Source organism: Burkholderia sp. F1 (assembly GCF_050813845.1).
Classification (GTDB): Bacteria; Pseudomonadota; Gammaproteobacteria; order Burkholderiales; family Burkholderiaceae; genus Burkholderia; species Burkholderia ubonensis.
Map to the genome: position 1 here is coordinate 668,160 of NZ_CP172421.1, position 26,862 is coordinate 695,021.

Consider the following 26,862-nt stretch of genomic DNA (forward strand, 5'->3'; position numbering starts at 1 on the left):
GCGGCGCGCAGGCAAAAAAAAACCGTGCACCTCGGTGCACGGTTTTTCACAAATCTGGTCGGGGTGAGAGGATTCGAACCTCCGGCCTCTACGTCCCGAACGTAGCGCTCTACCAGGCTAAGCTACACCCCGATTTGGACTCTTCCGACTTCGCAGTCTTCTTCAAGACCGCTGCGTCGTCGAGCAAGAACATAACTATAACAGCGCTTTTTCTAAAATGGAATACTTTGGTGAAAATATTTTTTGAGCCGCGTGTCCGAAGCGCGCTCAGGACTGCCGCGACGTCGAATACGAGCACAGCTCGAGCAGGCTTTCCTTGTAAACGGAATTCGGGAACGCGGCGATCGCGGCCGCCGCGGCCTGCGCTTCCTGCCGCGCGCATTCGAGCGTGTGGTCGAGCGCGCCCGAGCGCGTGATCGCGTCGAAAATCGTTTCGAAGCGGTCGGTGCCGCCCTGTTCGATCGCCTCGCGCGCCAGCGCGGCCTGTTCGGGCGTGCCGCGCTCGATCAGATAGATGAGCGGCAGCGTCGGCTTGCCTTCGCGCAGGTCGTCGCCGGCGTTCTTGCCCATCGCCTCGGCGGTGCCCGTGTAGTCCAGCCAGTCATCCATGATCTGGAACGCGGTGCCGATGCGGCGCCCGTACTCGGCGGCGGCGGCCTCGGTCGTCGCGTCGGCGCCCGCGAGCACCGCGCCCAGCCGGGCGGACGCTTCGAACAGCTTGGCCGTCTTGTAGCGGATCACCTGCATGTAGCGGGCCTCGTCGACGTCCGCGTCGTGCATGTTGAGCAGCTGCAGCACTTCGCCTTCGGAGATGATCGTCGTCGCTTCCGACAGGATCTCCATCACGCGCATCTTGCCGACGCCGACCATCATCTCGAACGAGCGCGAATAGAGGTAGTCGCCTACCAGCACGCTCGCGGCATTGCCGAACAGCGCATTGGCCGTCTGGCGGCCGCGCCGCAGCTCGGATTCGTCGACGACGTCGTCATGCAGCAGCGTGGCCGTGTGGATGAACTCGACGACGGCCGCGAGCACGTGCCGCTGGTGCGACGTCTCGCCGAGCGCGCCCGCGACGAGCAGCAGCAGTGCCGGACGCAGCCGCTTGCCGCCCGCGCCGATGATGTACTCGGCGATCTGGTTGATCAGCAGCACGTCGGACGCGAGGCTTTGCCGGATGACGCGATTCACCTGCTCCATATCGCTCGCGATCGGGGCGAGCAGATGGGCGGCGCTGAGGGTGGGGGAGGCGGTGGACGACGACATGATCATGGAATTGGGTGATGCCGCGGATTATAAGTCGAATCCGCCGCATCCCGGTCTGTCGCGCGTGCCGTGGGCGCGATTTTGGCCATCCGGCCGAGGGGCCGGCGCGGCAATCGTCGATCGGCTTTGACAGCGATGCTAACTCTCTGTATAATCACGCCTTTTCCGCGCGTGGTGTGCGGAAAAATTGGATCCAGAGTGAGGTTCTCAATGTACGCGGTCATAAAAACCGGCGGCAAGCAGTACAAGGTTGCCGTTGGCGAAAAACTGAAAGTAGAACAGATACCGGCTGACATTGACGCTGAAATCACGCTCGACCAGGTTCTCGCAGTGGGCGAAGGCGAATCGATTAAGTTCGGTACGCCGCTGGTCAGTGGGGCTTCCGTCAAGGCCACCGTTGTGTCGCACGGTCGTCATGCCAAGGTCACCATCTTCAAGATGCGTCGCCGGAAGCACTACCAAAAGCACGGCGGCCACCGCCAGAACTACACTGAGCTGCGCATCGACGCGATCAACGCGTAAGCGCCTCGGTAAAGGAGCAATCAGATGGCACACAAAAAGGCAGGCGGCTCTTCCCGGAACGGCCGCGACTCCGAGTCGAAACGTCTCGGCGTGAAGGTGTACGGCGGCCAGGCGATCAACGCAGGCGGCATCATCGTGCGTCAGCGCGGCACCCGCATGCACGCTGGCGAGAACGTCGGCATGGGCAAGGATCACACCCTGTTCGCGCTGGTCGACGGCCACGTGAAGTTCGCGACGAAGGGCGCGGACAAGAAGCATATGGTCATCGTCGTCCCGGCGGCTGCCTAAGTTCAGGCACCCACGGGCTTCGTAGCCGAAAGGCCCCGCAGTTGTCGCGGGGCCTTTTTTTATTTTGTCGCTGCGCAAGCGCAGGCGGTCGGTCGCGGCGGTTGGCCGGACGGCCGATTGTTCAAGCGCGGCGGAGCGCGGCACAATAGCGAAAATACTGGGCGGAGTAACGAATGAAGTTCATTGACGAAGCGCGAATCGAAGTCATCGCCGGAGACGGAGGCGATGGCAGCGCGTCGATGCGCCGCGAGAAATTCGTTCCGTTCGGCGGGCCGGACGGCGGCGACGGCGGCCGGGGCGGCAGTGTCTACGCGATCGCCGACCGCAACATCAACACGCTGATCGACTACCGTTACGCGAAGAAGCACCTGGCGCGCAACGGCGAGAACGGTCGCGGCTCGGACTGCTACGGCAAGGGCGGCGACGACATCACGCTGCGCATGCCGGTCGGCACGATCATCAACGACATGGACACGGGCGAGCTGATCGCCGACCTGACCGAGCACGACCAGAAGGTCATGCTCGCGCAGGGCGGCGCGGGCGGCCTCGGCAACCTGCATTTCAAGTCGAGCACGAACCGCGCGCCGCGCCAGAAGACCGACGGCAAGCCGGGCGAGCGGCGGATGCTGCGCCTCGAGCTGAAGGTGCTGGCCGACGTCGGCCTGCTCGGCATGCCGAACGCGGGCAAGTCGACGTTCATCTCGTCGGTGTCGAACGCGAAGCCGAAGATCGCCGACTACCCGTTCACGACGCTGGCCCCGAATCTCGGCGTCGTGCGCGTCGGGCCGAGCAAGAGCTTCGTGATCGCCGACATTCCCGGGCTGATCGAGGGCGCGGCCGAAGGCGCCGGCCTCGGGCATCAGTTCCTGCGCCACCTGCAGCGCACCGGGGTGCTGCTGCATCTTGTCGATCTTGCACCGTTCGACGAAAGCGTCGATCCGGTCGCGGAAGCGACGGCGATCGTCGGCGAACTGCGCAAGTACGACGAGTCGCTCTACGAGAAGCCGCGCTGGCTCGTGCTCAACAAGCTCGACATGGTGCCGGAGGACGAGCGCGAGGCGCGCGTCGCGGATTTCCTCGAGCGTTTCGGCTGGGACGGCCCGGTGTTCGAAATCTCGGCGCTGACCGGCCAGGGCTGCGAGGCGCTGTGCTACGCGATCTACGACTACCTTGCGGAGCATTCGGATGCGCATCGCGCGGCCGAGGCGGAAGACCTGGCGGCGGACGTGCGCTTCCGCGACACGCCTTCGCGCGACGGGCAGGCGGCATCGGACGCCGACGCCTGAGCGGCGCTGCGCGCCGGGCGCGAGCCGCCCGGCGCCGGAATTCAATCGCGCCCGGCCAGGCCAGGCATCACATACAGGAGACAGCGCACGATGCGTTCGATCATCGCGGATTCGAAGCGACTGGTGGTGAAGGTGGGGTCCAGCCTCGTGACCAACGACGGGAAAGGGCTCGATCATGCCGCAATTGGCCGCTGGGCCGCCCAGATCGCCGCGCTGCGCGATCAGGGCAAGGAAGTGGTGCTCGTCAGCTCGGGCGCGATCGCGGAAGGGATGCAGCGGCTCGGCTGGAGCAAGCGTCCGCGCGAGATCGACGAACTGCAGGCCGCTGCCGCGGTCGGGCAGATGGGGCTCGCGCAGGTCTATGAAAGCCGCTTCTCCGAGCATGGCATCCGCACCGCGCAGATCCTGCTCACGCACGCCGACCTCGCGGACCGCGAACGCTACCTGAACGCACGCTCGACGCTGCTCACGCTGCTGCGGCTCGGCGTCGTGCCGATCATCAACGAGAACGACACGGTCGTTACCGACGAAATCAAGTTCGGCGACAACGACACGCTCGGCGCGCTCGTCGCGAATCTGATCGAAGGCGATGCGCTGATCATCCTCACCGACCAGTCCGGCCTGTTTACCGCCGATCCGCGCAAGGACCCGGCCGCGACGCTCGTCGCGGAGGCGAATGCGGGCGCGCCCGAACTCGAGGCGATGGCGGGGGGCGCGGGGTCGAGCCTCGGCCGCGGTGGCATGCTGACGAAGATACTCGCGGCCAAGCGCGCGGCGCACAGCGGCGCGAACACCGTGATCGCGAGCGGGCGCGAGCCGGACGTGCTCGCGCGTCTCGCGACGGGCGAGGCGATCGGCACGCAGCTGATCGCGCGCACGGCGCGGATGGCGGCGCGCAAGCAATGGATGGCCGATCACCTGCAGGTGCGCGGGCATGTCGTGATCGACGCCGGCGCGGTCGAGAAGCTGACGGCGGGCGGCAAGAGCCTGCTGCCGATCGGCATCGTCGACGTGCAGGGCGTGTTCGCGCGTGGCGAGGTGATCGCCTGCGTCGGGCCCGACGGGCGGGAAGTCGCGCGCGGGCTGACCAACTACAGCAGCGCGGAGACGAAACTGATCCAGCGCAAGCCGAGCGGCGAGATCGAAGCCGTGCTCGGCTACATGATGGAGCCGGAGCTGATTCACCGAGACAACCTGGTGCTCTTGTGACCTGTCCGGTCCGGTGATCGTCGATACACAAAAGCCCGCGAAAACGCGGGCTTTTTGCATGGCGGCTTCGGCCGACCGGCGCGATCAGCGCAACTGGTTCAGCGCGGTGCGGTGATACTTGATGTTCTCAAGGATCGACTGCGTCGTACCCAGCGGCATCTTGTTCGCGCAGAAGTAGTCCTGGTAGAGCGCCGCGTGATACGCGTTCAGCTCGCCGTTCTCGATGCGGCGCCAGTCGTTCTCGACCGTGCGGTCCCAGCCGTCGTGATCCGAATTGAGGCCCGCATACTGGCGCCATTCATACGTGTCGCAGCGGATGCCCTCGTAATTCACGTTGCGCGCGCCGGCCGGGCTCGTGACGACCACCGTATACCGCACGATGCCGTCGGTGCCGACCGCCAGCGACTTCGCGTCGACGAAGAACTTGAGCGGCGTGTTCTGCGACACGTTGAACGACAGCAGGTCGCCCGGCTGCGGCAGCGGCGGCAGCGTGTCGACGGTGTTTTCCTTCCACGCCGGCTGGCGGTCCAGCAGATACACGAACGCGCTGTCGTCCTTGTTGGTCGGCGTGTTCGAATGCGCGCAACCGGCCAGCACAGCCGCTGCGGCGATCGACGTGAGCGCGAGAGCAATCGCTTTCAATATGCATTCCTCGTAAAAAAAGGGCGCGACACCAAGGTCGCGCCCGGTCATGCAGTCCGACTTGTCAATCGCCGAGGATCAGGCGAGGAGGCGCCTCGTCGAGCGTGCTCGCTTCCACTTCGATCTCGGAACAGACCACCGATGTGTCGACAACCGTCAACGTCTGCCGGTGCTGCGATTCCACGACGCGCGGATAGCGCGGACGCGGACCCCGCGGCTTGTCGGCCCGCTGCGCCGGGCGGCGCAGGAAGCGCGACAGTTCCGTCAGCGCCAACTGATAAACATCCCGCTTGAACTCGATCACCGCATCGAGCGGCACCCAGTACTCGTTCCAGCGCCACGCATCAAACTCCGGGTGATCGGTCGCGCGCAAGCAAATGTCGCAATCGCGTCCTACCATCCGCAGCAGGAACCAGATCTGTTTCTGGCCGCGGTAATGACCGCGTACTTCACGCTTGATGAACTTGTCAGGCACCTCGTAACGCAACCAGTCGCGAGTGCGGCCGATTATCTTGACGTGTTCCGGGTGCAGGCCGGTTTCCTCGTGCAGCTCCCGGTACATCGCCTGCATGGGGGTCTCGCCGTACTTGATCCCACCTTGAGGAAACTGCCAGGAATGCTCGCGGAGCCGCTTGCCCCAAAACACCTCGTTGCGCGCGTTCAAGAGGATGATGCCGACGTTCGGGCGAAAGCCTTCACGATCCAGCATACAACCACCTTCGAATCCTTTAAAATTGCTTTGATTATAAACAGATAACGGGCGCCGCGCACCGTAACGGAGCGAATCCGCGCCGGGCGCGCCAGTTGAGCTGTCCCTGATTTGTCTGCCAAGTCATCTGCGCGATCGTCGTTCGCCGTGCGCAGCTTTTTCACCTTGAATCTTTTTCGGGCGCCCCGCCTGGGGGCGCCGTTTTTGGAACCGTCCGCATGAAAGCTTCCCGTTTCTTTATCGGCACCCTGAAAGAAGCACCCGCCGACGCAGAGATCGTCAGCCACAAGCTGATGGTGCGCGCCGGCATGATCCGCCGCGTCGCCGGCGGCATCTACAACTATCTGCCAATCGGCCTGCGCTCGATTCGCAAGGTCGAGGCGATCGTGCGCGAGGAAATGAACCGGGCCGGCGCGATCGAGCTCCTGATGCCGGCGGTGCAGCCGGCCGAGCTGTGGCAGGAGTCGGGCCGCTGGGAGCAGTATGGTCCCGAGCTGCTGCGCTTCAAGGACCGCAAGGACAACGAGTTCGTGATCGGGCCGACGCACGAGGAAGTGATCACCGATATCGCGCGCAACCAGATCAGGAGCTACCGGCAGATGCCGGTGAACTTCTACCAGATCCAGACGAAGTTCCGCGACGAGATCCGTCCGCGCTTCGGCGTGATGCGCGGCCGCGAGTTCATCATGAAGGACGCGTACTCGTTCGACAAGGATGCCGACGGCCTCGCCGAGTCGTATCGCAAGATGTACGACGCGTACGTGCGCATCTTCACGCGCCTCGGTCTCGAGTTCCGTCCGGTTGCGGCCGACAGCGGCTCGATCGGCGGCAACTTCTCGCATGAGTTCCACGTGATCGCCGACACCGGCGAGGACGCGATCGCCTACTGCCCGACCTCCGATTTCGCGGCGAACATCGAGGCGGCCGAAGCGCTGCCGCTGACGCTCAAGCGCGCCGCGGCCGCGGAGCCGATGGCGAAGGTCGCGACGCCGGGCAAGGCGAAGTGCGAGGCCGTCGCCGAGCTGATGGGGATTCCGCTCGAGCGCACGATCAAGTCGATCGTGCTCGCGACCGACAACGAAGGCGCCGAACCGACGATCTGGCTGCTGATGCTGCGCGGCGACCACGACCTGAACGAGATCAAGGCGTCGAAGCTGCCGGGCCTGAGCCACCACCGCTTCGCGACCGAGCAGGAAATCGTCGAGTGGTTCGGCACGCCGCCGGGCTACCTCGGCCCGATCGGCACGAAGAAGCCGGTGAAGGTGATCGCCGATCGCACGGTCGCGAACATGAGCGATTTCGTCGTCGGCGCGAACGAGGTCGACTACCACATCGCCGGCGTGAACTGGGGCCGCGACCTGCCGGAGCCGGAAGTCGCCGACATCCGCAACGTGCAGAAGGGCGACCCGTCGCCGGACGGCAAGGGCGTGATCGACATCTGCCGCGGCATCGAGGTCGGCCACGTGTTCCAGCTCGGCACCAAGTATTCGGAAGCGATGGGCGCGACGTTCATCGACGAGTCGGGCAAGCCGCAGCCGATGCTGATGGGCTGCTACGGCGTCGGCGTCACGCGCATTCTCGGCGCGGCGATCGAGCAGAACTTCGACGACAAGGGCATCATCTGGCCCGAGTCGATCGCGCCGTTCGAGGTCGTGCTGTGCCCGATGGGCTACGACCGCAGCGACGCGGTGCGCGAAGCGACCGACAAGCTGTACGCGGAGCTGGCCGCGGCCGGCGTCGACGTGATCCTCGACGATCGCGGCGAGCGTCCGGGCGTGATGTTCGCCGACTGGGAGCTGATCGGCGTGCCGCATCGCCTCGTGATCGGCGAGCGCGGCCTGAAGGAAGGCAAGCTCGAGTACCAGGGCCGCCGCGACACCGAAGCGACGCTGCTGCCGGCGGACACGGCCGCGGCAACGGTCGTGGAGAAGGTCCGCGCGGCGCTCGCGCGCTAAGCCGGCCGACCGGGGGACACGGTGGAATACACCTTCCTGTCGGCCACCGTGCTCCTTCTGCTGATCACCGATCCGCTCGGCAACATTCCGCTGTTCATCTCGGCGATGCGGAGTGTGCCGCGCGAGCGGCGCGTGAAGCTGATTCTGCGCGAAGTGGGGATCGCGTTCGTGATCCTGCTGTTCTTCATGGTCGTGGGCGACCGCTTTCTGCGGATGATGAACCTCACCGACCTGTCGCTGCGCATCGGCGGCGGCATCGTGCTGTTCCTGATCGCGCTGCGGATGATCTTCCCGCATCCGGACGGCGCGCTCGGCAACGATCCGCGCGCGGGCGGCGAGCCGTTCATCGTGCCGCTCGCGATTCCGGCGCTGGCCGGGCCGTCGGCGCTCGCGACGGTGATGCTGCTGACGTCGCAGGCGCCCGGCAAGATGCTCGAGTGGGCGGGCGCGCTGACGGTCACGATGATCGTCTGCGCGGTCACGCTGGTGCTGGCCGAGCGGATCCAGCAATGGCTCGGCGAGCGGACGGTCGCCGCGTTCGAGCGGCTGATGGGCCTCGTGCTCGTCGCGATCTCGGTCGAGATGATGCTGGGCGGCATCCGCGTGTTCGTGCACCAGCTGTAGCGCGGCGACGCCCCAACGTAAAAAGCGGCGCTCCGGAAGAACCGGAGCGCCGCTTTTTTATGCGGGCCGCGCGGGCGTCAGGCGTTCGCGGTCAGTGCGCGGATCGTCGGCAGGTTGCGCCAGTAGCCCTTCGCGTCCATTCCGCAGCCGAACACATAGCGGTCGGGCACGGCGAAGCCGCAGAAATCCGGGTGCAGCGGCTTGGCCTTCGTGAGCGTCTTCTCGCACAGCACGGCCGACATGAAGCGTTTCGCGCCCATGTCGAGAATGCGGTCGCGGATCGCGGCCATCGTCTCGCCTTCGTCGAGGATGTCGTCGAGCACGAGCACGATGCGGTCCTTCACCGATTCGCGCGGCGCGACGCGCCAGTGCATCTCCGGGCTGCCCTGCGTCGTGTTGCGGTAGCGGGTCAGGTGGATGTAGTCGAATTCCAGCGGGAAATCGAGATGCGGCAGCAGCATCCCGGTAAACACCGCGGCGCCGCCCATCACCGAGAGGACGAGCGGGAACGCGTCGCCTATCTCGACGCGGATCGCGTCGGCCATCCGGGCGATCGACGCGTTGACGGCGTCCGCCGAGACGATCTCTTCGGAGTGTTCGAAAATGTGGAGGGCTTCTTCGCGGTTCATGAGTTCTGGCGGGCAGTCGGTATACAAATAAGAATGAAGCAGATCGGGCGGCGCGCGCTACAGCAAAAACCCGCGCGCCGGCCGACGGGCGGAATCAGCGCAGGCCGGGCATCATGCCCTTCAGGCCGCGCATCATCTTCTGCATGTTGCCGCCCTTCAGCTTCTTCATCATCGTACGCATCTGGTCGTACTGGTTCAGCATCCGGTTGACTTCCTGCACCGGCACGCCCGCGCCGGCAGCAATGCGGCGCTTGCGCGTCGCCTTGATGATCTCGGGTTTCGCACGTTCGGCGGGCGTCATCGAGCTGATGATCCCCTCCATCCGGCGGATCTGCTTTTCGGCCTGGCCCATGTCGGCGCCGGCGGCCGCCTGCTGGAATTGCGCGGGCAGCTTGTCCATCAGCGACGACAGGCCGCCCATGTTCTTCATCTGCGAGATTTGCGCGCGGAAATCGTTCAGGTCGAAATCGCCGCCTTTCTTCACCTTGTCGGCGAGCTTCTGCGCGGCCTGCACGTCGACGCCGCGCTGCGCTTCCTCGACGAGCGCGAGGATGTCGCCCATGCCGAGGATCCGGTTCGCCATCCGGTCCGGGTGGAAGATCTCGAGGCCGTCGAGCTTCTCGGCGACGCCGACGAACTTGATCGGCTTGCCGGTGATGTGGCGCACCGACAGCGCGGCGCCGCCGCGCGAGTCGCCGTCGAGCTTGGTCAGCACGACGCCGGTGAGCGGCAGCGCGTCGTTGAACGCCTTCGCGGTGTTGACGGCGTCCTGGCCGAGCATCGCGTCGACGACGAACAGCGTTTCGGCCGGCTTCAGCGTGCCGTGCAGCGCGGCGATCTCCTGCATCATCGCTTCGTCGATGCCGAGACGGCCGGCCGTGTCGACGATCAGCACGTCGTGGTAGTGGCGCTTCGCCCAGTCGACCGCGGCGACCGCGATGTCGACCGGCTTCTGGTCCGGCGTCGACGGGAAGAAATCGGCGCCGACCTGTTCGCTCACCGTTTTCAGCTGCATGATCGCGGCGGGGCGGTACACGTCGCACGACACCGTCAGCACTTTCTTCTTGTACTTCTCGCGCAGCAGCTTCGCGAGCTTGCCGGCGGTAGTCGTCTTGCCGGCGCCCTGCAGGCCGGCCATCAGGATCACCGCGGGCGACGTGACGGCGAGGTTCAACTCGGCGGCCTTGCCCTCGTAGTCGCCGCCGATCACGGCGGTCAGCTCCTTCTGGACCACGCCGACGAGCGCCTGGCCCGGCGACAGGCTGCTGATCACTTCCTCGCCGAGGGCCTTTTCCTTGACCTTGGCGATGAATTCGCGGACGACGGGCAACGCGACGTCGGCCTCGAGCAGCGCGAGGCGCACCTCGCGGAGCATCTCCTGGGTGTTCGCCTCGGTGAGCCGGGCCTCGCCGCGCAGCGTCTTGACGACGCGCGCCATCCGTTGAGTGAGATTGTCGAGCATGGGGAGCGATGGACAGTGGGGCCCGAAGGCGCGGCGGAACTCAACAAGGGAGCCGTCGCGGGAAGGGGGCCTAGTGTAAACTTCGAACATGGATATTGTACTGTATGCCCTCACCGCATTCCTGTACGGCGGCCTCGCCGTTGCCGGCTGGCGCACGCACCGCCAGGGCGCGGCGTCGCCGCTCGTCGCGAGCGTGCCGGCCGTGCCGGTTCCGGCTTCCGCCGCCTCCGGGATGAGCGGGCCCGGCCGCGCGCTGCTGTTCGCCGCGCTCGTCGCGCATGGCGTGCTGCTCCACATGACGATCTTCCCGCACGACGCGATGGTGTTCGGCTTCGCGTTCGCGCTGTCCGCGATGTTCTGGCTCGGCGCCGGCATCTACTGGATCGAGAGCTTCTTCTTCCCGCTCGACAGCCTGCGGCTGCTCGTGCTGCCGCTCGCGTGCGGCGCGTCGCTGCTGCCGCTGGTGTTCGGCGGCGTGCGGGTGCTGCCATATGCCGCAGCGCCGCTGTTCAAGCTGCACTTCCTGATCGCGAACATCGCGTACGGCCTGTTCGCGATCGCGGCGCTGCACGCGATCCTGATGCTGATGGTCGAGCGGCGCCTGCAGTCGCTTCGAAGCGGCGGGCGCGACGGCTCGACGGGCTGGATCGCGAGCTGGCTCGAGACGCTGCCGCCGCTGCTCACGCTCGAGAAGCTGCTGTTCCGCCTGATCGGCGCGGGCTTCGTGCTGCTGACGCTGACGCTCGCGTCCGGGATCCTGTTCAGCGAGCAGGTCGACGCGCGCGCGATGCGGCTCGACCACAAGACCGTGTTCGCGATCCTGTCCTGGCTGATGTTCGGCGGGCTGCTGATCGCGCGCAGGACGTCGGGCTGGCGCGGGCGGGGCGCCGCGCGCTGGGTGCTCGTGTCGTTCGCCGCGCTGCTGCTCGCGTACGTCGGCAGCCGGTTCGTTTTCGAGGTGCTGCTGCACCGCTCCGTGGTTTGACCGACTGATTCCCGATGCGACAGATTCTTCTCCTCATCCTCCTGTTCTTCGCGACCTCGTGGGTCGCGCGCAAGCTGCGCCAGGCGCAGGCGCGGACCGGGCAGGGCGCCGGTCGCGAAGCGGGGCCTGGCGCCGGTGCGCAAGGCTACGGCGGCGCCGCGCGCGCGGGCGACGCGCACCCGCTTCCCGAGCCGATGGTACGCTGCGCCGAGTGCGGCGTGCACGCGCCGAAGGGCGACGCGGTCGCCGCGGGCGGCGAGTATTTCTGCAGCGCCGAGCACGCGCAGCGCCACGCCGCGCGCACGAACGACCGCGGCGCGCGATGAGCGGCGCGCGGTTCCTGTCGATCGACGCGAACGGCTGGGTGCGCGACGCGCGCCATGCGCCGTCGCCGAACTTCGAGGCGCGGCCCGCGGGTGCGGTGCCGACGCTCGTCGTCGTCCACAACATCAGCCTGCCCCCCGGCGAGTTCGGCGGCGATGCGATCGAGGCGCTGTTCCTGAACCGTCTCGACTGCGACGCGCACCCCTATTACCAGGCCCACCTGCGCGGCGTGCGGGTGTCCGCGCACTTCCTGATCCGTCGCGACGGCGAGCTCGTGCAGTTCGTGTCGTGCGACGAGCGAGCATGGCACGCGGGCGCGTCCGAGTTCTTCGGCCGGCCACGCTGCAACGATTTCTCGATCGGCATCGAGCTCGAAGGCGCGGACGACGTGCCATTCGAAGCCGCCCAGTACGCGACGCTCGGCGCGCTCTCGCGCGGGCTCGCAGCCCGCTATCCGGTCGACGCGTTCGCCGGTCATTCCGATGTCGCGCCGGGCCGCAAGACCGACCCCGGCCCGCACTTCGATTGGCAACGCTTCGCAAGCGATGCCGGCTTTTCTGCCGAATACTTTCCTTTCCGGCAGCACTGATCGCGGGGTTTTTTGACGCGCGGGAGCTATTTTTCCGTCGAATGCCTTGTCGCGTCTGACCGTTCGCGATGTCAAGGGTTCTATCGCAAATTCTCTGGTTGGACGTCGTTCGAATGTCCACTATACTTGGTGCCGGTTGAGCAGTTCTGCACTAGATATAGTGTGTGCCGCGGGGAAAACCCGAGCGGCACGGACCGGCGGGCAACGCCGGCGGACAGAGTTCTCAGGGCGACGCGTCAGGCCGGCGGTCCGGGCGTCGCGATCAGCGCAGCAAGTGTCGACGGGGCGCAGGACACATGACGAAGCACCAGACCGGATCACGTGCATCACGACGACCGAACCGGCCCCCTCGACGCGTCGCTCGCGTCTTACCGCTCGCGCACCGCATTGCGCAGCGATCGTTTTAATCCGCGGTTCCCCCCGCATCACCCAACACCAGGAGCTTTGCACATGCAAACCACCGACAATGCGACGTCCCAATACGAGAGCGCATCGAGCCGCCCTCTCGGCGGGACCGAACAAGGCGCGCAGGCGCTCGCGCCGCAGGCCACGTTCGCCGACTACAAGGTGATCCGCCGCAACGGCAGCGTGGTGTCGTTCGAGCCGTCGAAGATCGCGATCGCGGTGACCAAGGCTTTCCTGGCCGTGAATGGCGGGCAGGGCGCGGCCTCGGCACGCGTGCGCGAACTGGTCGAGCAGCTGACGCACAACGTGGTGCGTGCGCTCGTGCGCAGCCGTCCGAACGGCGGCACGTTCCATATCGAGGACATCCAGGACCAGGTCGAGCTCGCGCTGATGCGCGGCGGCGAGCACAACGTCGCGCGCGCGTACGTGCTGTACCGCGAGAAGCGTCACCTCGAGCGCCAGCACGCGGGCGAGGAAGCACCGGCGGTCGAATCGAGCGGCGGCGCGATCAACGTCGTCGACAACGGCGTGACCCGTCCGCTGGACCTGAACGCGCTGCGCGCGCTGATCGTGTCCGCGTGCGACGGCCTCGGCGCTGCGGTTAACCCTGACCCGATCGTCGCGGAGACGGTGAAGAACCTGTACGACGGCGTGCCGATGAGCCAGGTCTACGACTCGGCGATCCTGGCCGCACGCACGATGATCGAGAAGGACCCGGCGTACAGCCAGGTCACGGCACGCATCCTGCTGCACACGATCCGCCGCGAGATTCTCGGCGAGGAAGTGGTCCAGGCCGAGATGTCGGCCCGCTACACGGAGTATTTCCCGCAGTTCCTGAAGCGCGGCGTCGACGCCGGGCTGCTCGACGACAAGCTGCTGCAGTTCGACCTGAAGCGCCTCGGCGACGCGCTCGACGCGAGCCGCGACCTGCAGTTCGGCTACCTCGGCCTGCAGACGCTGTACGACCGCTACTTCCTGCACGTCGACGGCAGCCGCATCGAAATGCCGCAGGCGTTCTTCATGCGCGTCGCGATGGGCCTCTCGCTGAACGAGATCGACCGCGAAGCGCGCGCGATCGAGTTCTACAACGTGCTGTCGAGCTTCGACTTCATGAGCTCGACGCCGACGCTGTTCAACTCGGGCACCCACCGCTCGCAGCTGTCGTCGTGCTACCTGACGACGGTCGCGGACGACCTGGACGGCATCTATGAGGCGCTGAAGGAAAACGCGCTGCTGTCGAAGTTCGCCGGCGGCCTCGGCAACGACTGGACCCGCGTGCGTGCGCTCGGCTCGCATATCAAGGGCACGAACGGCAAGTCGCAAGGCGTGGTCCCGTTCCTGAAGGTCGTCAACGACACCGCGGTCGCGGTCAACCAGGGCGGCAAGCGCAAGGGCGCGGTCTGCGCGTACCTGGAATCGTGGCACCTCGACATCGAGGAATTCCTCGAGCTGCGCAAGAACACGGGCGACGATCGCCGCCGCACGCACGACATGAACACGGCGAACTGGATTCCCGACCTGTTCATGAAGCGCGTGATGGAAGGCGCCGACTGGACGCTGTTCTCGCCGTCGACCTGCCCGGACCTGCACGACAAGTTCGGCGCCGAGTTCGAGACGGCCTACACGGCGTACGAGGACAAGGTCGCTCGCGGCGAGATCAAGCTGTTCAAGAAGATCCCGGCGCAGCAGCTCTGGCGCAAGATGCTCGGCATGCTGTTCGAAACGGGCCACCCGTGGATCACGTTCAAGGATCCGTGCAACGTGCGCTCGCCGCAGCAGCACGTCGGCGTCGTCCACTCGTCGAACCTGTGCACGGAAATCACGCTGAACACGAGCGACACCGAGATCGCGGTCTGCAACCTGGGTTCGGTGAACCTGGTCGCCCACCTCGTGAAGCAGGCGGACGGCAGCTACGCGCTCGACCACGACAAGCTCAAGCGCACGGTCAGCGTCGCGATGCGCATGCTCGACAACGTGATCGACATCAACTACTACGCGGTGCCGAAGGCGCGTAACTCGAACCTGAAGCACCGCCCGGTCGGCATGGGCATCATGGGCTTCCAGGACTGCCTGCACCTGCTGCGCACGCCGTACGCGTCGGAAGCGGCGGTCGAGTTCGCCGACCGCTCGATGGAAGCGGTCTGCTACTACGCGTACTACGCGTCGACCGAGCTGGCCGAGGAGCGTGGCCGCTACTCGAGCTACCGCGGCTCGCTGTGGGATCGCGGCATCCTTCCGCAGGACACGCTGAAGCTGCTGACGGAAGCCCGCGGCGGCTACGTCGAGGTCGACACGTCCGAGTCGCTCGACTGGACGGAACTGCGTTCGCGGATCGCCGCGCACGGGATGCGCAACTCGAACTGCGTCGCGATCGCGCCGACGGCGACGATCTCGAACATCATCGGCGTGTCGGCATGCATCGAGCCGACCTTCCAGAACCTGTACGTGAAGTCGAACCTGTCGGGCGAGTTCACGGTGGTCAACGAGTACCTGGTGCGCGACCTGAAGGAGCGCGGCCTGTGGGACGAGGTGATGGTCGCCGACCTGAAGTACTTCGACGGCATGCTGTCGCGCATCGACCGCGTTCCGGCCGACCTGCGCGCGATCTACGCGACCGCATTCGAGGTCGATCCGACGTGGCTGGTCGAGGCGGCGTCGCGCCGTCAGAAGTGGATCGACCAGGCGCAGTCGCTGAACATCTACATGGGCGGCGCATCGGGCAAGAAGCTCGACGAGGTCTACAAGCTCGCGTGGCTGCGCGGCCTGAAGACGACGTACTACCTGCGCACGATGGCGGCGACGCACGTCGAGAAGTCGACGGTCGCGCACGGCGCGCTGAACGCGGTGCCGACGAGCGGTGGTGCAGGCGGCGCGCAGGGCGCGGCGGGCGGCTTCGGCGCAACGGGCGGCGAAGCGTCGTCGGCGGGCACGGTGAATGCGGCGCCGGTCGAAGCGGAAGGTCCGGTGTGCATGATGCGTCCGGGCGACCCGGGCTTCGACGAGTGCGAAGCGTGCCAGTAACGCGGCGCGTCTGACTCGGCAGGGCTCCGGGCGGCGCGCACGGCAACCGATAAAGGTTGAAGTGCGCGCCGCTCTCAACTAAAAAAATGATAAGGAATCTGTAACGCGGCAAGCGCGTTGCAGGCAGTGACAAGCGATCGAAGCAGCCCCGACGGCGTCACGTTTCGATCCGCGTTCGATGCGTCGAGCGCACCTCGCGATACATGTGCGACACACGTCGCGCGCTGCATGAACGACGATGCGTTGCTCAAAGTGTTGTATCGAGGTCGCAACGCGAATCGAAAAAGGGATTTTTCGTGAGCGAACCCTTTTATCGCTCAGGAAAAGATGGTACAAACCGTTCTAAATTGATGGTGAGAATTTATGCTCAACTGGGATGACGAGATGACCGCCGTAACTCCCGCGAGCGGAGCGCAGCAGAACGCGATGCGCACCCCCGCAGGAATGGCTGTCGGAATGCAGGCTGCAGCGCCTGCCGCCCAACAGGCTCGTGACATTTTCGAAGGCGATCTCGCGGTCGCACCGCACGCATCGGCGGCTCCCGCTGCCGGTTCGGAAGCGCGCGTGAATGTCGCCGACAAGCGCATCATCAACGGCCAGACTGACGTCAATCAGCTGGTGCCGTTCAAGTACAAGTGGGCGTGGGAAAAGTATCTGGCCGGTTGCGCGAACCACTGGATGCCGCAGGAAATCAACATGTCCCGCGACATCGCTCTGTGGAAGGATCCGAACGGGCTGACCGAGGACGAGCGCCGCATCGTCAAGCGCAACCTCGGCTTCTTCGTGACGGCCGACTCGCTGGCGGCGAACAACATCGTGCTCGGCACGTACCGCCACATCACGGCGCCCGAGTGCCGGCAGTTCCTGCTGCGCCAGGCGTTCGAAGAGGCGATCCACACGCACGCGTATCAATATATTGTCGAATCGCTCGGTCTCGACGAAGGCGAGATCTTCAACGCGTACCACGAGGTCGCGTCGATCCGTGCGAAGGACGAATTCCTGATCCCGTTCATCCATACGCTGACGGACCCGGCCTTCAAGACCGGCACGCTCGAAGCGGATCAGAAGCTGCTGAAGTCGCTGATCGTGTTCGCCTGCATCATGGAAGGCCTGTTCTTCTATGTCGGGTTCACGCAGATCCTCGCGCTCGGCCGCCAGAACAAGATGACGGGTGCTGCAGAGCAATATCAGTACATCCTGCGCGACGAGTCGATGCACTGCAATTTCGGCATCGACCTGATCAACCAGATCAAGCTCGAGAATCCGCATCTCTGGACCGCGGAATTCCGCGCGGAGATTCGCGAGCTGTTCAAGCAGGCTGTCGATCTCGAATACCGCTACGCCGAAGACACGATGCCGCGCGGCGTGCTGGGTCTGAACGCGTCGATGTTCAAGAGCTATCTGCGCTTCATCTGCAACCGTCGTTGCCAGCAGATCGGCCTCGATCCGCTGTACCCGAACGAGGAAAACCCGTTCCCGTGGATGAGCGAAATGATCGACCTGAAGAAGGAACGCAACTTCTTCGAGACGCGAGTGATCGAGTATCAGACGGGGGGCGCGCTGTCCTGGGAATGACCCGCAGCAGCGACTACGTCACGACGATGAGAAGCCGGCCGCCTCACGGCGCCGGCGCAAGGTTTAGGAGCAAGAACGCCTGATGCAAAGCACGCCCGGTGCCTTAGCGGCCCAACGACATGACAGGCACTTTGCGAACCCTTCAGTGGGATGGGCAAACTTCCCTCCGGAAAAAGCGAACCGCCGTGTGGCGGTCCGCTTGATCAAGCGATCTGGGGTGGCGGCGCGTGGCGCGCCGGCCACCGACTTGATTTGGCGCGCGAGGCCCGGTGGCCACGTGCGCCATACCGTATTCATTAGCGTAAGCGTGTGGTATCCGCGTACGCCGATGAATAGCCCGCTTCGAAGCGCACGTCCTGAACAGCGTCCGCGGGAAGCGGGTTTTGACGAAGGGTGTAGTTTGAACTGACTCTCATCTGAACCTGAAGGAGAAAAAACATGGCTACCGCCAAGAAGAAACCGGCTGCGAAGAAGGCAGCTGCGAAGAAGACCGTTGCGAAGAAGGCTGCTGCGCCGGCGAAGAAGGCTGCTGCAGTGAAGAAGGTTGCTGCGAAGAAGGTCGCGGTGAAGAAGGTTGCTGCAAAGAAGGCGGCACCGGCGAAGAAGGCAGCAGCGAAGAAGGTTGCTGCGAAGAAGGTCGCGGTGAAGAAGGTTGCTGCAAAGAAGGCGGCACCGGCGAAGAAGGCAGCAGTGAAGAAGGTTGCAGTGAAGAAGGTCGCTGCGAAGAAGGTCGCTGCGAAGAAGGCAGCACCGGCCAAGAAGGCCGCTGCGAAGAAGGCTGCACCGGCGAAGAAGGCTGCTGCGAAGACGGCAGCGCCGGCGAAGAAGGCTGCTGCGAAGAAGGCAGCGCCCGCCAAGAAGGCTGCAGCGCCGAAGGCGGCCGCAGCTCCGAAGGCGGCTGCAGCTCCGAAGGCGGCCGCAGCTCCGAAGGCGGCTGCAGCGCCGAAGGCGGCCGCAGCTCCGAAGAAGGCTGCTGCTCCGAAGAAGGCTGTCGTGAAGAAGGCCGCACCGGCGACGACCGCGTCGACGGCATCGGTTGCACCGGCATCGGGCGTGAAGACCGCGCTCAACCCGGCAGCAGCATGGCCGTTCCCGACCGGCAGCCGTCCGTAATCGCGGATCGCTTTGCCACCCGGACACTCATGCGGTGTCCGCGGGTTGAGTAGCGCTACTCAATCGGTCCCGCCACCTGGTCTGGGTGGCGGGATTTTTTTCGCCCGCGCGCGGCAGCACGGGACGTACAGGCGAAAAAAAACGCATGCGCAGCTTCGCGCATGCGTTCGACCGCGGCTTGCGCCGCGTGCTGAGGATACCGGTTAGTGCGTGACGCGCGTGACGCCGCCGCTCGACAGCAGCCGCACGCGTTCGCCGGCGCGGAACGCCTCGCCGCTTGCCGCTTGGGTGATCGAGCGCAGGTCGCCGTTGTCGAGGCGCACGGTGATTTCCACACCGTTCGCGGTGCTGAGGTTTTCGCCGATCGCATTGCCGGCGACCGCGCCGGCGAGGCCGCCCGCGATCGCGGTGATGATCGAGCCCTTGCCGCCGCCGATCGCGCTGCCCGCGACCGCGCCGAGCGCGCCGCCGCCGAGCGTGCCGATCGCACTGCCGCCGCCGTCGGACTGGATGCGAACCGCGCGGACGCTTTCGACCGTGCCCATGCGGACTGTCTGTTCGCGCTGCGCCTGGCCGACGCTATAGACGTCGGCCGAGCCCGGCGGCGTGAAGCAGCCGGCCAGGGTCACAGTGGCGGTCAGCATGGCCGCGAGCGTGAGGGTGTTCTTCGTCAACATTGTTGCTCTCCCACAAAATTCACTTGAGACTGTAGCCGAATGCAGTCTCGAAGCGTGTGTCGATTTCCGCGCGGGTCAGCGAGTAGGATTGCGGCCCCTGGTGGGCGATTTTGATCGAGCCCATCAGGCTGGCCAGGCGCCCCGTGGTCGCCCAGTCGAGGCCCTTGTCGATGCCGTACAGGAGACCGCCCCGGAAGGCGTCGCCACAGCCCGTCGGATCGGCGATACGCTCGGCCGGCACGACGGGGATCTGCTCCACGCCCTGCTTATGGCGGATTGTCGCGCCATGCTCGCCGCGCGTGATGACGAGCGCGTCGACCCGGCTGGCGATTTCATCTTCGGACCATCCCGTCTTGTCGCTCACCAGCTTGGCCTCGTAGTCGTTGACCGCAACGTAGGTCGCAAGTTCAATGCTGCGGCGCAGCGTCGCGCCGTCGAACAGCGGCAGGCCCTGGCCCGGGTCGAACACGAACGGCACGCCGGCCTTCGCGAGCTCTTCCGTATGCTGCACCATCCCGTTGAAGCCGTCCGGGCCGACGATTGCCAGCGTGATGTCCGGCGCGTCGCCCGCGTGGTTCAGGTGCGACTGCATCATCGCGCCCGGGTGAAACGCCGCGATCTGGTTGTTGTCGAGATCGGTCGTGATCATCGCGTGCGCCGAGTGCATGTCGGGCAGCACGCGAACGTGGTCGCGGCGCATGCCGAGCCGGTCGAGCCGCTCGAGATACGGTTGCGCGTCGAGCGCGCCGAGCGTGCCCATCATCCGTGCGTCGCCGCCGAGCAGATGCAGCGCGTAGGCGATGTTGCCCGCGCAGCCGCCGAATTCGCGACGCATCGTCGGCACGAGGAAGCTCAGGTTGATGAGGTGCACCTGGTCGGGCAGGATGTGCTCGCGGAACCGCCCTTCAAAGGTCATGATGGAGTCGTAGGCGATCGAGCCGCAAATCAGCGTAGCCAAGGTGTGCGTTCCTGTAGAAGTGAGGGACCCTGCGTGAAAGCGCCGCGCGAAAAGGGCGCGGCGCGACAGGGGTGAGCGGGAGAAAGGCTTACTTCAGCGCAGCGAGCGCAGCGTCGTAGTTCGGCTCGTCCTTGATCTCGCCGACGAGCTGCGCGTGGATCACCTTGTCCTGCGCGTCGAGCACGACGACGGCGCGCGCGGTCAGGCCGTTCAGCGGACCGCTCGTCACGTCGACGCCGTACGCGTTCGCGAATGCGCGGCCGGTGCGGAACGTGGATGCGGTCAGCACGTTCGCGAGGCCTTCGGTCGTGCAGAAGCGCGTCGCCGCGAACGGCAGGTCGGCCGACACGACGATCACGACGGTGTTGTCGAGCGACGACGCGGCTTCGTTGAACTTGCGGGTCGACGTCGCGCAAGTCGGGGTGTCGAGGCTCGGCACGATGTTCAGCACCTTGCGCTTGCCGGCGAAGCTGGCGAGCGACAGGTCGTTGAGGTCCTTGCCGACCAGCGAGAAGTCAGGGGCCTGCGAACCGGCGGACGGGAACGTGCCGGCGATGTCGATCGGGTTGCCACCCAGCGTAACTTTGCTCATGTTCGTGCTCCGAAGTAGCGCGTCGTCAGGACGCGCGGGTTGAACCGGCGCGCGTCAGCGCGCCGCGGGGCGTCACGGATAGAAGATCTGGACGCGGAAATTCGAGGCGGCCGCGCCGTTCGTTTCGAGGCGGACGATCATCGTCTGCGTCGCGCCGGCCGGCAAGCCGGCGTTGATCGGCGTGCCCGGCCGGACGTAATCGCGCGGGGCGAGGACGCGGCGCACGGTGACGTGATTGGTGTCGTCGAGCAGCGTCAGCTCGAGCGACGGATACGCGAGCGCGACGCGGTAGCGGTTCGTCAGCGGCGCCTTCAGCTCGAGCACGCGCGGGCCGTCGACCTGGCGCAGATCGGTCGCGTCGAGCCGCAGCCCGTCGATCGCGCGCGGCGGCGCGACGGTGCAGCCGAGCGGCGCGCAGACGCGCTGGAACCAGCCGAGCGTGATCGGCCAGTAGATCATCAGCGTTTCGCGTTGCCACCACGCGAGCTGGAGCGCCAGCAGTACGGCGAGCACCGCGGCCACGAGGCCGCCGAAAAAGCCGCCGAGCAGGCCGCGGCGCTGCGGCGCGCGGGCCTCGCGCGTGACGGTGAAGGGCGGACGGTCGTCGTCGGCCGGGATGGCCGAAAACGGTTCAGGGGCCGCACCGGCGGTGAAACGCGGTTCGCGTTGCGTGCGGGTGGCGGCATGATCGGCGTCAGCGGATGCATCGGCTGCGAAGCGGGGCTCGTGCTTGTCGTGTGCGGCGGCGAGCGGTGAGCGTTCGTCAGCGGTCGGTGCGTGTTCGTGCGTCGTGAACGGTGCTTCGGCGGCGAGGTGCGGCTCGCGCGCATCGTGTTGTGCGTCGTGAGCCGGGCCGAGGTCAGCGGATGCCGACGGTGCCGCCGGCTGCGCGGCAGCGGCTGCCGCAGAAACCGGGGACGGTTCCGGAGTTGCAGTCAGGCGAACGACGCCCGGTGCGGTTTCGAGCGCGGCATTCGCGTCGGGCAGCCCGACGGGAATCAGCGGTTCGGCGCTGATGTTCTGGCCACTGTGCTGCAACGACGGATCGACGTTGCCGTCGAGCCACGGCGCCCACATGTCCCAGTGATCCGGACGGAAGTCGGCATGCGTCGGGTGTTCGCCGGGCGCGTTGTCGACGAACAGCCGCGGCGGGGGCGTCGCGGGCAAGTCCGCAGCGTGATGGGCTTCGGTTTCGGGAACGGGGCTTGCGGCCGCAGGCGTTTCGGCCGCGGGCGCTTCGATAGCCGGAGATTCGGTAGCAGTCGCTTCGAAAGCAGCTGCTTCATCGGCGAGCGCTTTGACAGCAGGTGTTTCGATGGCGAGCGCTTCGGCAGCAGGCGCTTCGACAGTCGGAGATTCGATCGCAGCCGCTACGAAAGCAGCCGCTTCATCGGCGGGTGCTTTGACCGCAGGTGTTTCGATAGCGGGTGCTTCGGCAGCAGGCGCTTCGACAGTCGGAGATTCGAGCGCAGTCGCTTCGAAAGCAGCCGCTTCATCAGCGGGCGCTTTGGCAGCAGGCGCTTCGACAGTCGGAGATTCGATCGCAGCCGCTTCGAAAGCAGCCGCTTCATCAGCGGGTGTTTTGACCGCAGGTGCTTCGAAAGCGGAGGCTTTGGTCAATGGTGCTTCGTCAACGGGTGCTTCGACCCTGGCCGCTTCTACGGCAGCCGCGTGGTTAGCGCCGGCCGCCTCCGCGACAACGCGCTCATGATCCGCGTTGCCGGCGAGCGCCGCCTCCGGCTGCGGCGCATGCTCGTGGACGAGCGATTCCGCCGCGTCGAAGATTTGCCGGCAGTGCCCGCAGCGCACCAGCCCACCGTGCAGCACGAGCTGTTCCTGCTGCAGGCGGAAGACGGTTTCGCAATGGGGGCAGCGCGTCGCAAGAAGCATGTCGAGCCGGGCGGCCTGCTGGCCAGAGTGAAGGACAGCGCTATTCTAATGGCTTTCGCGCCGGGTTCCGGCAAGGCATACCCAACCTTCGTGTTCGCGCCAGACCGAGATGTCGACGTAGCGCGCATAGACGGCCGCGACTTCGTCCGCCTGGCGCGCGAGCACGCCCGACAGTGCGATGCGCCCGCCCGGCTTCACCTTCGACGCGAGCATCGAGGCCATCAGTTTCAGCGGATTCGACAGGATGTTGGCGACGACGATGTCGAATTCGCCAGCAGGGCATTCGTCCGGCAGGCCGTACGTGACGTCCGCGCGGTTGCGCTCGCTGTTCTGCCGCGCCGATTCGACCGCTTGCGGATCGATGTCGATGCCGACGACGGGGTTCGCCCCGCATTTTTTCGCGAGGATCGCGAGAATTCCGGAGCCACAGCCGTAGTCGAGCACCGACTGGCCGGGCTGCACGGATTGCTCGAGCCATTCCATGCAGAGGCGCGTCGTCGGGTGGCTGCCGGTGCCGAACGCGAGGCCGGGGTCGAGCTCGAGCACAAGCGCGTCGGGATCGGGCGCATCGTGCCACGACGGCACGACCCAGATCCGCTCGCCGATCGGAATCGGCTCGAATTGCGATTGCGTGAGACGCACCCAGTCCTGTTCCTCGACTTCGCGCACGCTGAACGCCGGCGTCGCTGCAAGGCCGACGTCGTTCGCGGCCGCCGCGAGCAGCACGGCGGGGTCGTGCTCGGGCGGCAGCAGCGCGATCACGCGCGAGTGCTGCCATGCGGTGCGCTCGGGCACGAGGCCCGGCTCGCCGAACAGCGGCTGCTCGTCAGGCGTGTCCGCGTCGGCGTCCTCGACGGACACCGACAACGCGCCCAGCTCGAGCAGCACGTCGGACAGCGCCTCCGCGTGCTCCCGGGCCAGTTCAACGACGAGTTCGCGATAGCTCATGCGTTACGCTTCTTCCGGTGCGACCTGCTGCTTCTGCGCGAGCCGGTTTTCGAGGTAGTGGATGCTGGTGCCGCCTTCGACGAACTTCGAGTCGATCATCAGCTCGCGGTGCAGCGGGATGTTGGTCTGGATGCCTTCGACCACCATTTCCGACAGCGCGATGCGCATCCGGCTGATCGCCTGCTCGCGGGTTGCGCCGTAGGTGATCAGCTTGCCGATCATCGAATCATAGTTCGGCGGCACGAAATAGCCATTGTAGGCGTGCGAGTCGACGCGCACGCCCGGGCCGCCCGGCGTGTGCCACGACGTGATCCGGCCAGGCGACGGCGTGAACTTGAACGGATCTTCGGCATTGATCCGGCATTCGATCGCATGTCCGCGGAACTGGATGTCGCGCTGGCGCAGCGTGAGCTTCTCGCCGGCCGCGATGCGGATCTGTTCCTGCACGATGTCGACGCCGGTGATCAGTTCCGACACCGGGTGCTCGACCTGCACGCGCGTGTTCATCTCGATGAAGTAGAACTCGCCGTTCTCGAACAGGAATTCGAACGTGCCCGCGCCGAGGTAGCCCATCTTCTTGCACGCGTCCGCGCAGCGGTCGCCGATCCGGTCGATCAGGCGGCGCGGGATGCCCGGCGCCGGCGCTTCCTCGATCACCTTCTGGTGGCGGCGCTGCATCGAGCAGTCGCGCTCGCCGAGCCACAGCGCGTTCTTGTGCGCGTCGGACAGCACCTGGATCTCGATGTGGCGCGGGTTCTCGAGGAACTTCTCCATGTAGACCTGCGGGTTGCCGAACGCACGGCCGGCTTCCTCGCGGGTCATGTTCACCGCGTTGACGAGCGCCGCCTCGGTGTGCACGACGCGCATCCCGCGGCCGCCGCCGCCGCCCGCCGCCTTGATGATGACCGGATAGCCGATCGAGCGGGCAATCTTCACGATCTCCTTCGGATCGTCGGGCAACGCGCCTTCCGAACCCGGCACGCACGGCACGCCGGTCTTGATCATGGTCTGCTTCGCGGTGACCTTGTCGCCCATCAGGCGGATCGTCTCCGGACGCGGGCCGATGAACGTGAAGCCGGATTGCTCGACGCGTTCCGCGAAGTCGGCGTTTTCCGACAGGAAGCCGTAGCCGGGGTGGATCGCCTCGGCGTCGGTGACTTCCGCGGCGCTGATCAGCGCCGGCATGTTCAGGTAGCTCAGGTTCGACGGGGCCGGGCCGATGCAGACCGCTTCGTCCGCGAGGCGCACGTACTTGGCCTCCTTGTCGGCTTCCGAGTAGACGACCACCGTCTTGACGCCCAGCTCGCGGCACGCGCGCTGAATGCGCAGCGCGATTTCACCGCGGTTGGCAATGAGGATTTTTTCAAACATAGCGAGTATTCGTCTCTTCGAGGGGCGCGCGAATGGCGCCTGGAGAGCATCGGCGGCGCGCGGCGCAGCGGCCGCGCGGCGGACTTTAGCCGATCACGAAAAGCGGCTGGCCGTATTCGACGGCCTGGCCGTTCTCGACGAGGATTTCCTTGATCACGCCGGCCTTGTCGGACTCGATCTCGTTGAGGAGCTTCATCGCTTCGATGATGCAGAGCGTCTGGCCTTCCTTGACCGTGTCGCCGACCTGGGCGAACGGGTCGGCGCCCGGCGACGGCGCGCGGTAGAACGTGCCGACCATCGGCGACGTCACGACGTGGCCCTGCGGCGCGGCGGGCGCGGCAGCGGCGCCCGCGGCCGGCGCGGCAGCGGCGCCATCGGTCGGCAGCGCCACCGCCTGCGCGGGCGCGCTGATTTGCGGGACATACCCGCCCGTCGGCTGCACGTAGACCGGCGGCGCGTTCTTGACGATGCGCACCTTGCCTTCGCCTTCCGTCACTTCCAGCTCGGAGATGCCGGATTCGGAGACGAGGTCGATCAGAGTTTTCAGCTTACGAAGATCCATCGGGAATTCCCCTTTCAATACGTGAAAGCGCCGGTTGGAGCCGGCGCTGAATCTAGATCGTGAAATCAGCCGCGCGACGCGCCTTGCAGCTTGTCGAGCGCGTATTCGAGCGCGTACAGATAACCTTTCCAGCCGAGCCCGCAGATGACGCCTTCGGCCTGGTCGGAAAAGTAGGAGTGGTGCCGGAACGCTTCGCGGCGGTGCACGTTCGACAGGTGAATCTCGACGAACGGGATGCCCACGCCGGCAAGCGCGTCCCGGATCGCGACGCTCGTGTGCGTATACGCGGCCGGATTGATCAGAATGAAATCGGTCTGTTCATCCCGCGCGGCCTGGATGCGGTCGACGAGCGCGCCTTCGTGGTTGCTCTGGAACGACGTCAGCTCGACACCCGCTTCCTGCGCCCGCGCGGCAAGCGCCTGATCGATCTGCGCCAGCGTGACGCGGCCGTACACCTCCGGTTCCCGGGTGCCGAGAAGGTTCAGGTTGGGGCCGTGCAGCACCAGCAATCGTGTCATGGTCGCTTCTATTTCTGCGGAATTGCGCGAACTTTAGCGCTATTTAGAGAAATTTGTCCAGTTTCGCCGAACGGCCAGCCGCGCGGCGCCGGCAAGATTTACCGGCGCGCCGACAAAGTGTTCGCGAATTCACGCGATTTTGATGCGATCGCTATCCAAATCGCCGACAACGTGCAGCGCGTTCGTCGGGCGGCTCAAAGCGTGTCGAGGGTCTTTTTCAGCTCCGCGGGTTGGATTTGTCCTAATTTCGTCTCGCGGATTTTGCCATGCTCGTCGATGACGACCGTAAACGGCAGCGCGCCGGCCGTGTTCCCAAAATTGCGGGCCAGATCAGCACCCGCATAGCCACTGACGAACACCGGGTAGTCGACCTTCACCTTCTGCAGGAAATTCTTCACGTTCTGCCCGGAATCGACGCCGATCCCGATGAAGCGGATTCCTTTCTGCCGGTATTCGTGCGACAGCGCGACGAGCTCCGGCATCTCCTGGACGCACGGGCCGCACCACGACGCCCAGAAATTGACGACGACCTTCTGGCCCTTGAACGACGCGAGCGTCGCCGGCTTGCCGTCGGCGTCGGTCAGCGCGGCGGCCCACAGCTGGGCGACCGCGTCGCCCGGGGCGGGCGCCGCCTCGGCGACATTCTCGACCGGGCCGCCCCGGAACCAGTGGCCGGCGGCGAGGCCGCCCGCGACGGCGACCGCGGCCACGACGGCGAGCGTCAGCATGCGTTTCATGTTCATCA

At 65.9% G+C, this 26,862-nt stretch carries 27 protein-coding genes and 1 tRNA gene; 13 read left to right on the top strand and 15 right to left on the bottom strand.

Annotated features, from left to right (window positions below; genetic code table 11):
* Positions 1-55: 55 nt before the first annotated feature.
* Together ACFIMZ_RS03265 and ACFIMZ_RS03270 are read right to left on the bottom strand one after the other, a co-directional pair.
* Positions 56-132, bottom strand: a tRNA-Pro gene (locus ACFIMZ_RS03265).
* A 135-nt stretch (positions 133-267) separates the two neighbouring features.
* Complete coding sequence (locus ACFIMZ_RS03270) at positions 268-1,263, bottom strand: polyprenyl synthetase family protein (RefSeq protein WP_431821367.1); 996 nt, start codon at positions 1,261-1,263, stop codon at positions 268-270.
* 210 nt (positions 1,264-1,473) lie between these two features.
* On the opposite strand from ACFIMZ_RS03270, the gene rplU reads away from it, so the two are divergent.
* From rplU to proB, 4 genes are all read left to right on the top strand, one after another.
* Complete coding sequence (gene rplU, locus ACFIMZ_RS03275) at positions 1,474-1,785, top strand: 50S ribosomal protein L21 (RefSeq protein WP_006025184.1); 312 nt, start codon at positions 1,474-1,476, stop codon at positions 1,783-1,785.
* A 24-nt stretch (positions 1,786-1,809) separates the two neighbouring features.
* A complete protein-coding gene (gene rpmA / locus ACFIMZ_RS03280; protein WP_010091262.1) occupies positions 1,810-2,073 on the top strand; it encodes a 50S ribosomal protein L27 in 264 nt (87 codons plus the stop codon).
* A gap of 173 nt (positions 2,074-2,246) precedes the next feature.
* On the top strand, positions 2,247-3,359 hold the full coding sequence (cgtA, locus tag ACFIMZ_RS03285; protein ID WP_431821368.1) for an Obg family GTPase CgtA: 1,113 nt from the start codon (positions 2,247-2,249) through the stop codon (positions 3,357-3,359).
* Between the two features lie 90 nt (positions 3,360-3,449).
* Positions 3,450-4,568: a glutamate 5-kinase gene (proB, locus tag ACFIMZ_RS03290; RefSeq protein WP_431821369.1), complete on the top strand. Its 1,119-nt coding sequence runs from the start codon at positions 3,450-3,452 to the stop codon at positions 4,566-4,568.
* Positions 4,569-4,652: 84 nt separating this feature from the next.
* On the opposite strand, the gene ACFIMZ_RS03295 is transcribed toward proB, so the two are convergent.
* Complete coding sequence (locus tag ACFIMZ_RS03295; protein WP_431821370.1) at positions 4,653-5,261, bottom strand: CNP1-like family protein; 609 nt, start codon at positions 5,259-5,261, stop codon at positions 4,653-4,655.
* A gap of 13 nt (positions 5,262-5,274) precedes the next feature.
* A complete protein-coding gene (locus tag ACFIMZ_RS03300) occupies positions 5,275-5,919 on the bottom strand; it encodes an RNA pyrophosphohydrolase (RefSeq protein WP_431821371.1) in 645 nt (214 codons plus the stop codon).
* 218 nt (positions 5,920-6,137) lie between these two features.
* Between ACFIMZ_RS03300 and ACFIMZ_RS03305 the strand changes: the two genes are divergently transcribed.
* Positions 6,138-7,874 carry a proline--tRNA ligase gene (locus tag ACFIMZ_RS03305; RefSeq protein ID WP_431821372.1) on the top strand — a complete coding sequence of 579 codons (1,737 nt, stop codon included), beginning with the start codon at positions 6,138-6,140 and terminating at the stop codon, positions 7,872-7,874.
* 21 nt (positions 7,875-7,895) lie between these two features.
* Positions 7,896-8,498 carry a MarC family protein gene (locus tag ACFIMZ_RS03310; protein WP_042583062.1) on the top strand — a complete coding sequence of 201 codons (603 nt, stop codon included), beginning with the start codon at positions 7,896-7,898 and terminating at the stop codon, positions 8,496-8,498.
* A gap of 77 nt (positions 8,499-8,575) precedes the next feature.
* On the opposite strand, the gene ACFIMZ_RS03315 is transcribed toward ACFIMZ_RS03310, so the two are convergent.
* Both ACFIMZ_RS03315 and ffh read right to left on the bottom strand, forming a co-directional pair.
* On the bottom strand, positions 8,576-9,127 hold the full coding sequence (locus tag ACFIMZ_RS03315) for a hypoxanthine-guanine phosphoribosyltransferase (RefSeq protein ID WP_431821373.1): 552 nt from the start codon (positions 9,125-9,127) through the stop codon (positions 8,576-8,578).
* A gap of 94 nt (positions 9,128-9,221) precedes the next feature.
* Entirely contained in the window at positions 9,222-10,589 is a 1,368-nt protein-coding gene (gene ffh, locus ACFIMZ_RS03320; protein ID WP_431821374.1) for a signal recognition particle protein, read from the bottom strand.
* 88 nt (positions 10,590-10,677) lie between these two features.
* On the opposite strand from ffh, the gene ACFIMZ_RS03325 reads away from it, so the two are divergent.
* The 7 genes from ACFIMZ_RS03325 to ACFIMZ_RS03355 all read left to right on the top strand — a co-directional run bounded on the left by ACFIMZ_RS03325 (position 10,678) and on the right by ACFIMZ_RS03355 (position 18,601).
* Positions 10,678-11,574, top strand: a complete 897-nt coding sequence (locus ACFIMZ_RS03325; RefSeq protein ID WP_431821375.1) for a cytochrome C assembly family protein — start codon at positions 10,678-10,680, stop codon at positions 11,572-11,574.
* A 14-nt stretch (positions 11,575-11,588) separates the two neighbouring features.
* Entirely contained in the window at positions 11,589-11,900 is a 312-nt protein-coding gene (locus tag ACFIMZ_RS03330; RefSeq protein WP_431821376.1) for a PP0621 family protein, read from the top strand.
* Positions 11,897-12,487 (top strand): 1,6-anhydro-N-acetylmuramyl-L-alanine amidase AmpD, encoded by a 591-nt coding sequence (gene ampD / locus ACFIMZ_RS03335; protein ID WP_431821377.1) that lies wholly within the window; start codon positions 11,897-11,899, stop codon positions 12,485-12,487. Before ACFIMZ_RS03330 ends, ampD begins: the two co-directional genes overlap by 4 nt.
* Before the next feature lie 450 nt (positions 12,488-12,937).
* Entirely contained in the window at positions 12,938-15,913 is a 2,976-nt protein-coding gene (locus tag ACFIMZ_RS03340; protein WP_431821378.1) for a ribonucleoside-diphosphate reductase subunit alpha, read from the top strand.
* A gap of 363 nt (positions 15,914-16,276) precedes the next feature.
* On the top strand, positions 16,277-17,488 hold the full coding sequence (locus tag ACFIMZ_RS03345; RefSeq protein ID WP_431821379.1) for a ribonucleotide-diphosphate reductase subunit beta: 1,212 nt from the start codon (positions 16,277-16,279) through the stop codon (positions 17,486-17,488).
* A gap of 82 nt (positions 17,489-17,570) precedes the next feature.
* Entirely contained in the window at positions 17,571-17,897 is a 327-nt protein-coding gene (locus ACFIMZ_RS03350; RefSeq protein ID WP_431821380.1) for a hypothetical protein, read from the top strand.
* 29 nt (positions 17,898-17,926) lie between these two features.
* Positions 17,927-18,601 (top strand): histone H1-like repetitive region-containing protein, encoded by a 675-nt coding sequence (locus tag ACFIMZ_RS03355; protein ID WP_431821381.1) that lies wholly within the window; start codon positions 17,927-17,929, stop codon positions 18,599-18,601.
* Between the two features lie 203 nt (positions 18,602-18,804).
* Here the strand turns inward: ACFIMZ_RS03355 and ACFIMZ_RS03360 are convergent, their stop codons facing one another.
* The 9 genes from ACFIMZ_RS03360 to ACFIMZ_RS03400 all read right to left on the bottom strand — a co-directional run bounded on the left by ACFIMZ_RS03360 (position 18,805) and on the right by ACFIMZ_RS03400 (position 26,860).
* On the bottom strand, positions 18,805-19,278 hold the full coding sequence (locus ACFIMZ_RS03360) for a glycine zipper 2TM domain-containing protein (RefSeq protein ID WP_431821382.1): 474 nt from the start codon (positions 19,276-19,278) through the stop codon (positions 18,805-18,807).
* Positions 19,279-19,297: 19 nt separating this feature from the next.
* Entirely contained in the window at positions 19,298-20,236 is a 939-nt protein-coding gene (locus tag ACFIMZ_RS03365) for a carbohydrate kinase family protein (RefSeq protein ID WP_431821383.1), read from the bottom strand.
* Positions 20,237-20,324: 88 nt separating this feature from the next.
* Positions 20,325-20,828, bottom strand: coding sequence for a thiol peroxidase (gene tpx / locus ACFIMZ_RS03370; RefSeq protein ID WP_084900522.1), 504 nt, complete (start codon positions 20,826-20,828; stop codon positions 20,325-20,327).
* A gap of 72 nt (positions 20,829-20,900) precedes the next feature.
* Entirely contained in the window at positions 20,901-22,718 is a 1,818-nt protein-coding gene (locus ACFIMZ_RS03375) for a zinc-ribbon and DUF3426 domain-containing protein (RefSeq protein WP_431821384.1), read from the bottom strand.
* A 45-nt stretch (positions 22,719-22,763) separates the two neighbouring features.
* Positions 22,764-23,666, bottom strand: a complete 903-nt coding sequence (gene prmA, locus ACFIMZ_RS03380) for a 50S ribosomal protein L11 methyltransferase (protein WP_431821385.1) — start codon at positions 23,664-23,666, stop codon at positions 22,764-22,766.
* Positions 23,667-23,669: 3 nt separating this feature from the next.
* Positions 23,670-25,037: an acetyl-CoA carboxylase biotin carboxylase subunit gene (accC, locus tag ACFIMZ_RS03385; protein WP_431821386.1), complete on the bottom strand. Its 1,368-nt coding sequence runs from the start codon at positions 25,035-25,037 to the stop codon at positions 23,670-23,672.
* A gap of 85 nt (positions 25,038-25,122) precedes the next feature.
* Positions 25,123-25,599 carry an acetyl-CoA carboxylase biotin carboxyl carrier protein gene (gene accB, locus ACFIMZ_RS03390; RefSeq protein ID WP_431821387.1) on the bottom strand — a complete coding sequence of 159 codons (477 nt, stop codon included), beginning with the start codon at positions 25,597-25,599 and terminating at the stop codon, positions 25,123-25,125.
* A gap of 65 nt (positions 25,600-25,664) precedes the next feature.
* A complete protein-coding gene (gene aroQ / locus ACFIMZ_RS03395; RefSeq protein WP_029226401.1) occupies positions 25,665-26,117 on the bottom strand; it encodes a type II 3-dehydroquinate dehydratase in 453 nt (150 codons plus the stop codon).
* A 194-nt stretch (positions 26,118-26,311) separates the two neighbouring features.
* Complete coding sequence (locus ACFIMZ_RS03400) at positions 26,312-26,860, bottom strand: TlpA family protein disulfide reductase (protein WP_431821388.1); 549 nt, start codon at positions 26,858-26,860, stop codon at positions 26,312-26,314.
* Positions 26,861-26,862: the final 2 nt, after the last annotated feature.

Excerpts from the sequence above, each read along its gene's own strand:
- ACFIMZ_RS03270 (WP_431821367.1), bottom strand. The coding sequence starts at position 1,263 with ATGTCGTCGTCCACCGCCTCCCCCACCCTCAGCGCCGCCCATCTGCTC.
- rplU (WP_006025184.1), top strand. The coding sequence starts at position 1,474 with ATGTACGCGGTCATAAAAACCGGCGGCAAGCAGTACAAGGTTGCCGTT.
- rpmA (WP_010091262.1), top strand. The coding sequence starts at position 1,810 with ATGGCACACAAAAAGGCAGGCGGCTCTTCCCGGAACGGCCGCGACTCC.
- cgtA (WP_431821368.1), top strand. The coding sequence starts at position 2,247 with ATGAAGTTCATTGACGAAGCGCGAATCGAAGTCATCGCCGGAGACGGA.
- proB (WP_431821369.1), top strand. The coding sequence starts at position 3,450 with ATGCGTTCGATCATCGCGGATTCGAAGCGACTGGTGGTGAAGGTGGGG.
- ACFIMZ_RS03295 (WP_431821370.1), bottom strand. The coding sequence starts at position 5,261 with ATGACCGGGCGCGACCTTGGTGTCGCGCCCTTTTTTTACGAGGAATGC.
- ACFIMZ_RS03300 (WP_431821371.1), bottom strand. The coding sequence starts at position 5,919 with ATGCTGGATCGTGAAGGCTTTCGCCCGAACGTCGGCATCATCCTCTTG.
- ACFIMZ_RS03305 (WP_431821372.1), top strand. The coding sequence starts at position 6,138 with ATGAAAGCTTCCCGTTTCTTTATCGGCACCCTGAAAGAAGCACCCGCC.
- ACFIMZ_RS03315 (WP_431821373.1), bottom strand. The coding sequence starts at position 9,127 with ATGAACCGCGAAGAAGCCCTCCACATTTTCGAACACTCCGAAGAGATC.
- ffh (WP_431821374.1), bottom strand. The coding sequence starts at position 10,589 with ATGCTCGACAATCTCACTCAACGGATGGCGCGCGTCGTCAAGACGCTG.
- ACFIMZ_RS03325 (WP_431821375.1), top strand. The coding sequence starts at position 10,678 with ATGGATATTGTACTGTATGCCCTCACCGCATTCCTGTACGGCGGCCTC.
- ACFIMZ_RS03330 (WP_431821376.1), top strand. The coding sequence starts at position 11,589 with ATGCGACAGATTCTTCTCCTCATCCTCCTGTTCTTCGCGACCTCGTGG.
- ampD (WP_431821377.1), top strand. The coding sequence starts at position 11,897 with ATGAGCGGCGCGCGGTTCCTGTCGATCGACGCGAACGGCTGGGTGCGC.
- ACFIMZ_RS03340 (WP_431821378.1), top strand. The coding sequence starts at position 12,938 with ATGCAAACCACCGACAATGCGACGTCCCAATACGAGAGCGCATCGAGC.
- ACFIMZ_RS03345 (WP_431821379.1), top strand. The coding sequence starts at position 16,277 with ATGCTCAACTGGGATGACGAGATGACCGCCGTAACTCCCGCGAGCGGA.
- ACFIMZ_RS03350 (WP_431821380.1), top strand. The coding sequence starts at position 17,571 with ATGCAAAGCACGCCCGGTGCCTTAGCGGCCCAACGACATGACAGGCAC.
- ACFIMZ_RS03355 (WP_431821381.1), top strand. The coding sequence starts at position 17,927 with ATGGCTACCGCCAAGAAGAAACCGGCTGCGAAGAAGGCAGCTGCGAAG.
- ACFIMZ_RS03360 (WP_431821382.1), bottom strand. The coding sequence starts at position 19,278 with ATGTTGACGAAGAACACCCTCACGCTCGCGGCCATGCTGACCGCCACT.
- tpx (WP_084900522.1), bottom strand. The coding sequence starts at position 20,828 with ATGAGCAAAGTTACGCTGGGTGGCAACCCGATCGACATCGCCGGCACG.
- ACFIMZ_RS03375 (WP_431821384.1), bottom strand. The coding sequence starts at position 22,718 with ATGCTTCTTGCGACGCGCTGCCCCCATTGCGAAACCGTCTTCCGCCTG.
- prmA (WP_431821385.1), bottom strand. The coding sequence starts at position 23,666 with ATGAGCTATCGCGAACTCGTCGTTGAACTGGCCCGGGAGCACGCGGAG.
- accC (WP_431821386.1), bottom strand. The coding sequence starts at position 25,037 with ATGTTTGAAAAAATCCTCATTGCCAACCGCGGTGAAATCGCGCTGCGC.
- accB (WP_431821387.1), bottom strand. The coding sequence starts at position 25,599 with ATGGATCTTCGTAAGCTGAAAACTCTGATCGACCTCGTCTCCGAATCC.
- aroQ (WP_029226401.1), bottom strand. The coding sequence starts at position 26,117 with ATGACACGATTGCTGGTGCTGCACGGCCCCAACCTGAACCTTCTCGGC.
- ACFIMZ_RS03400 (WP_431821388.1), bottom strand. The coding sequence starts at position 26,860 with ATGAACATGAAACGCATGCTGACGCTCGCCGTCGTGGCCGCGGTCGCC.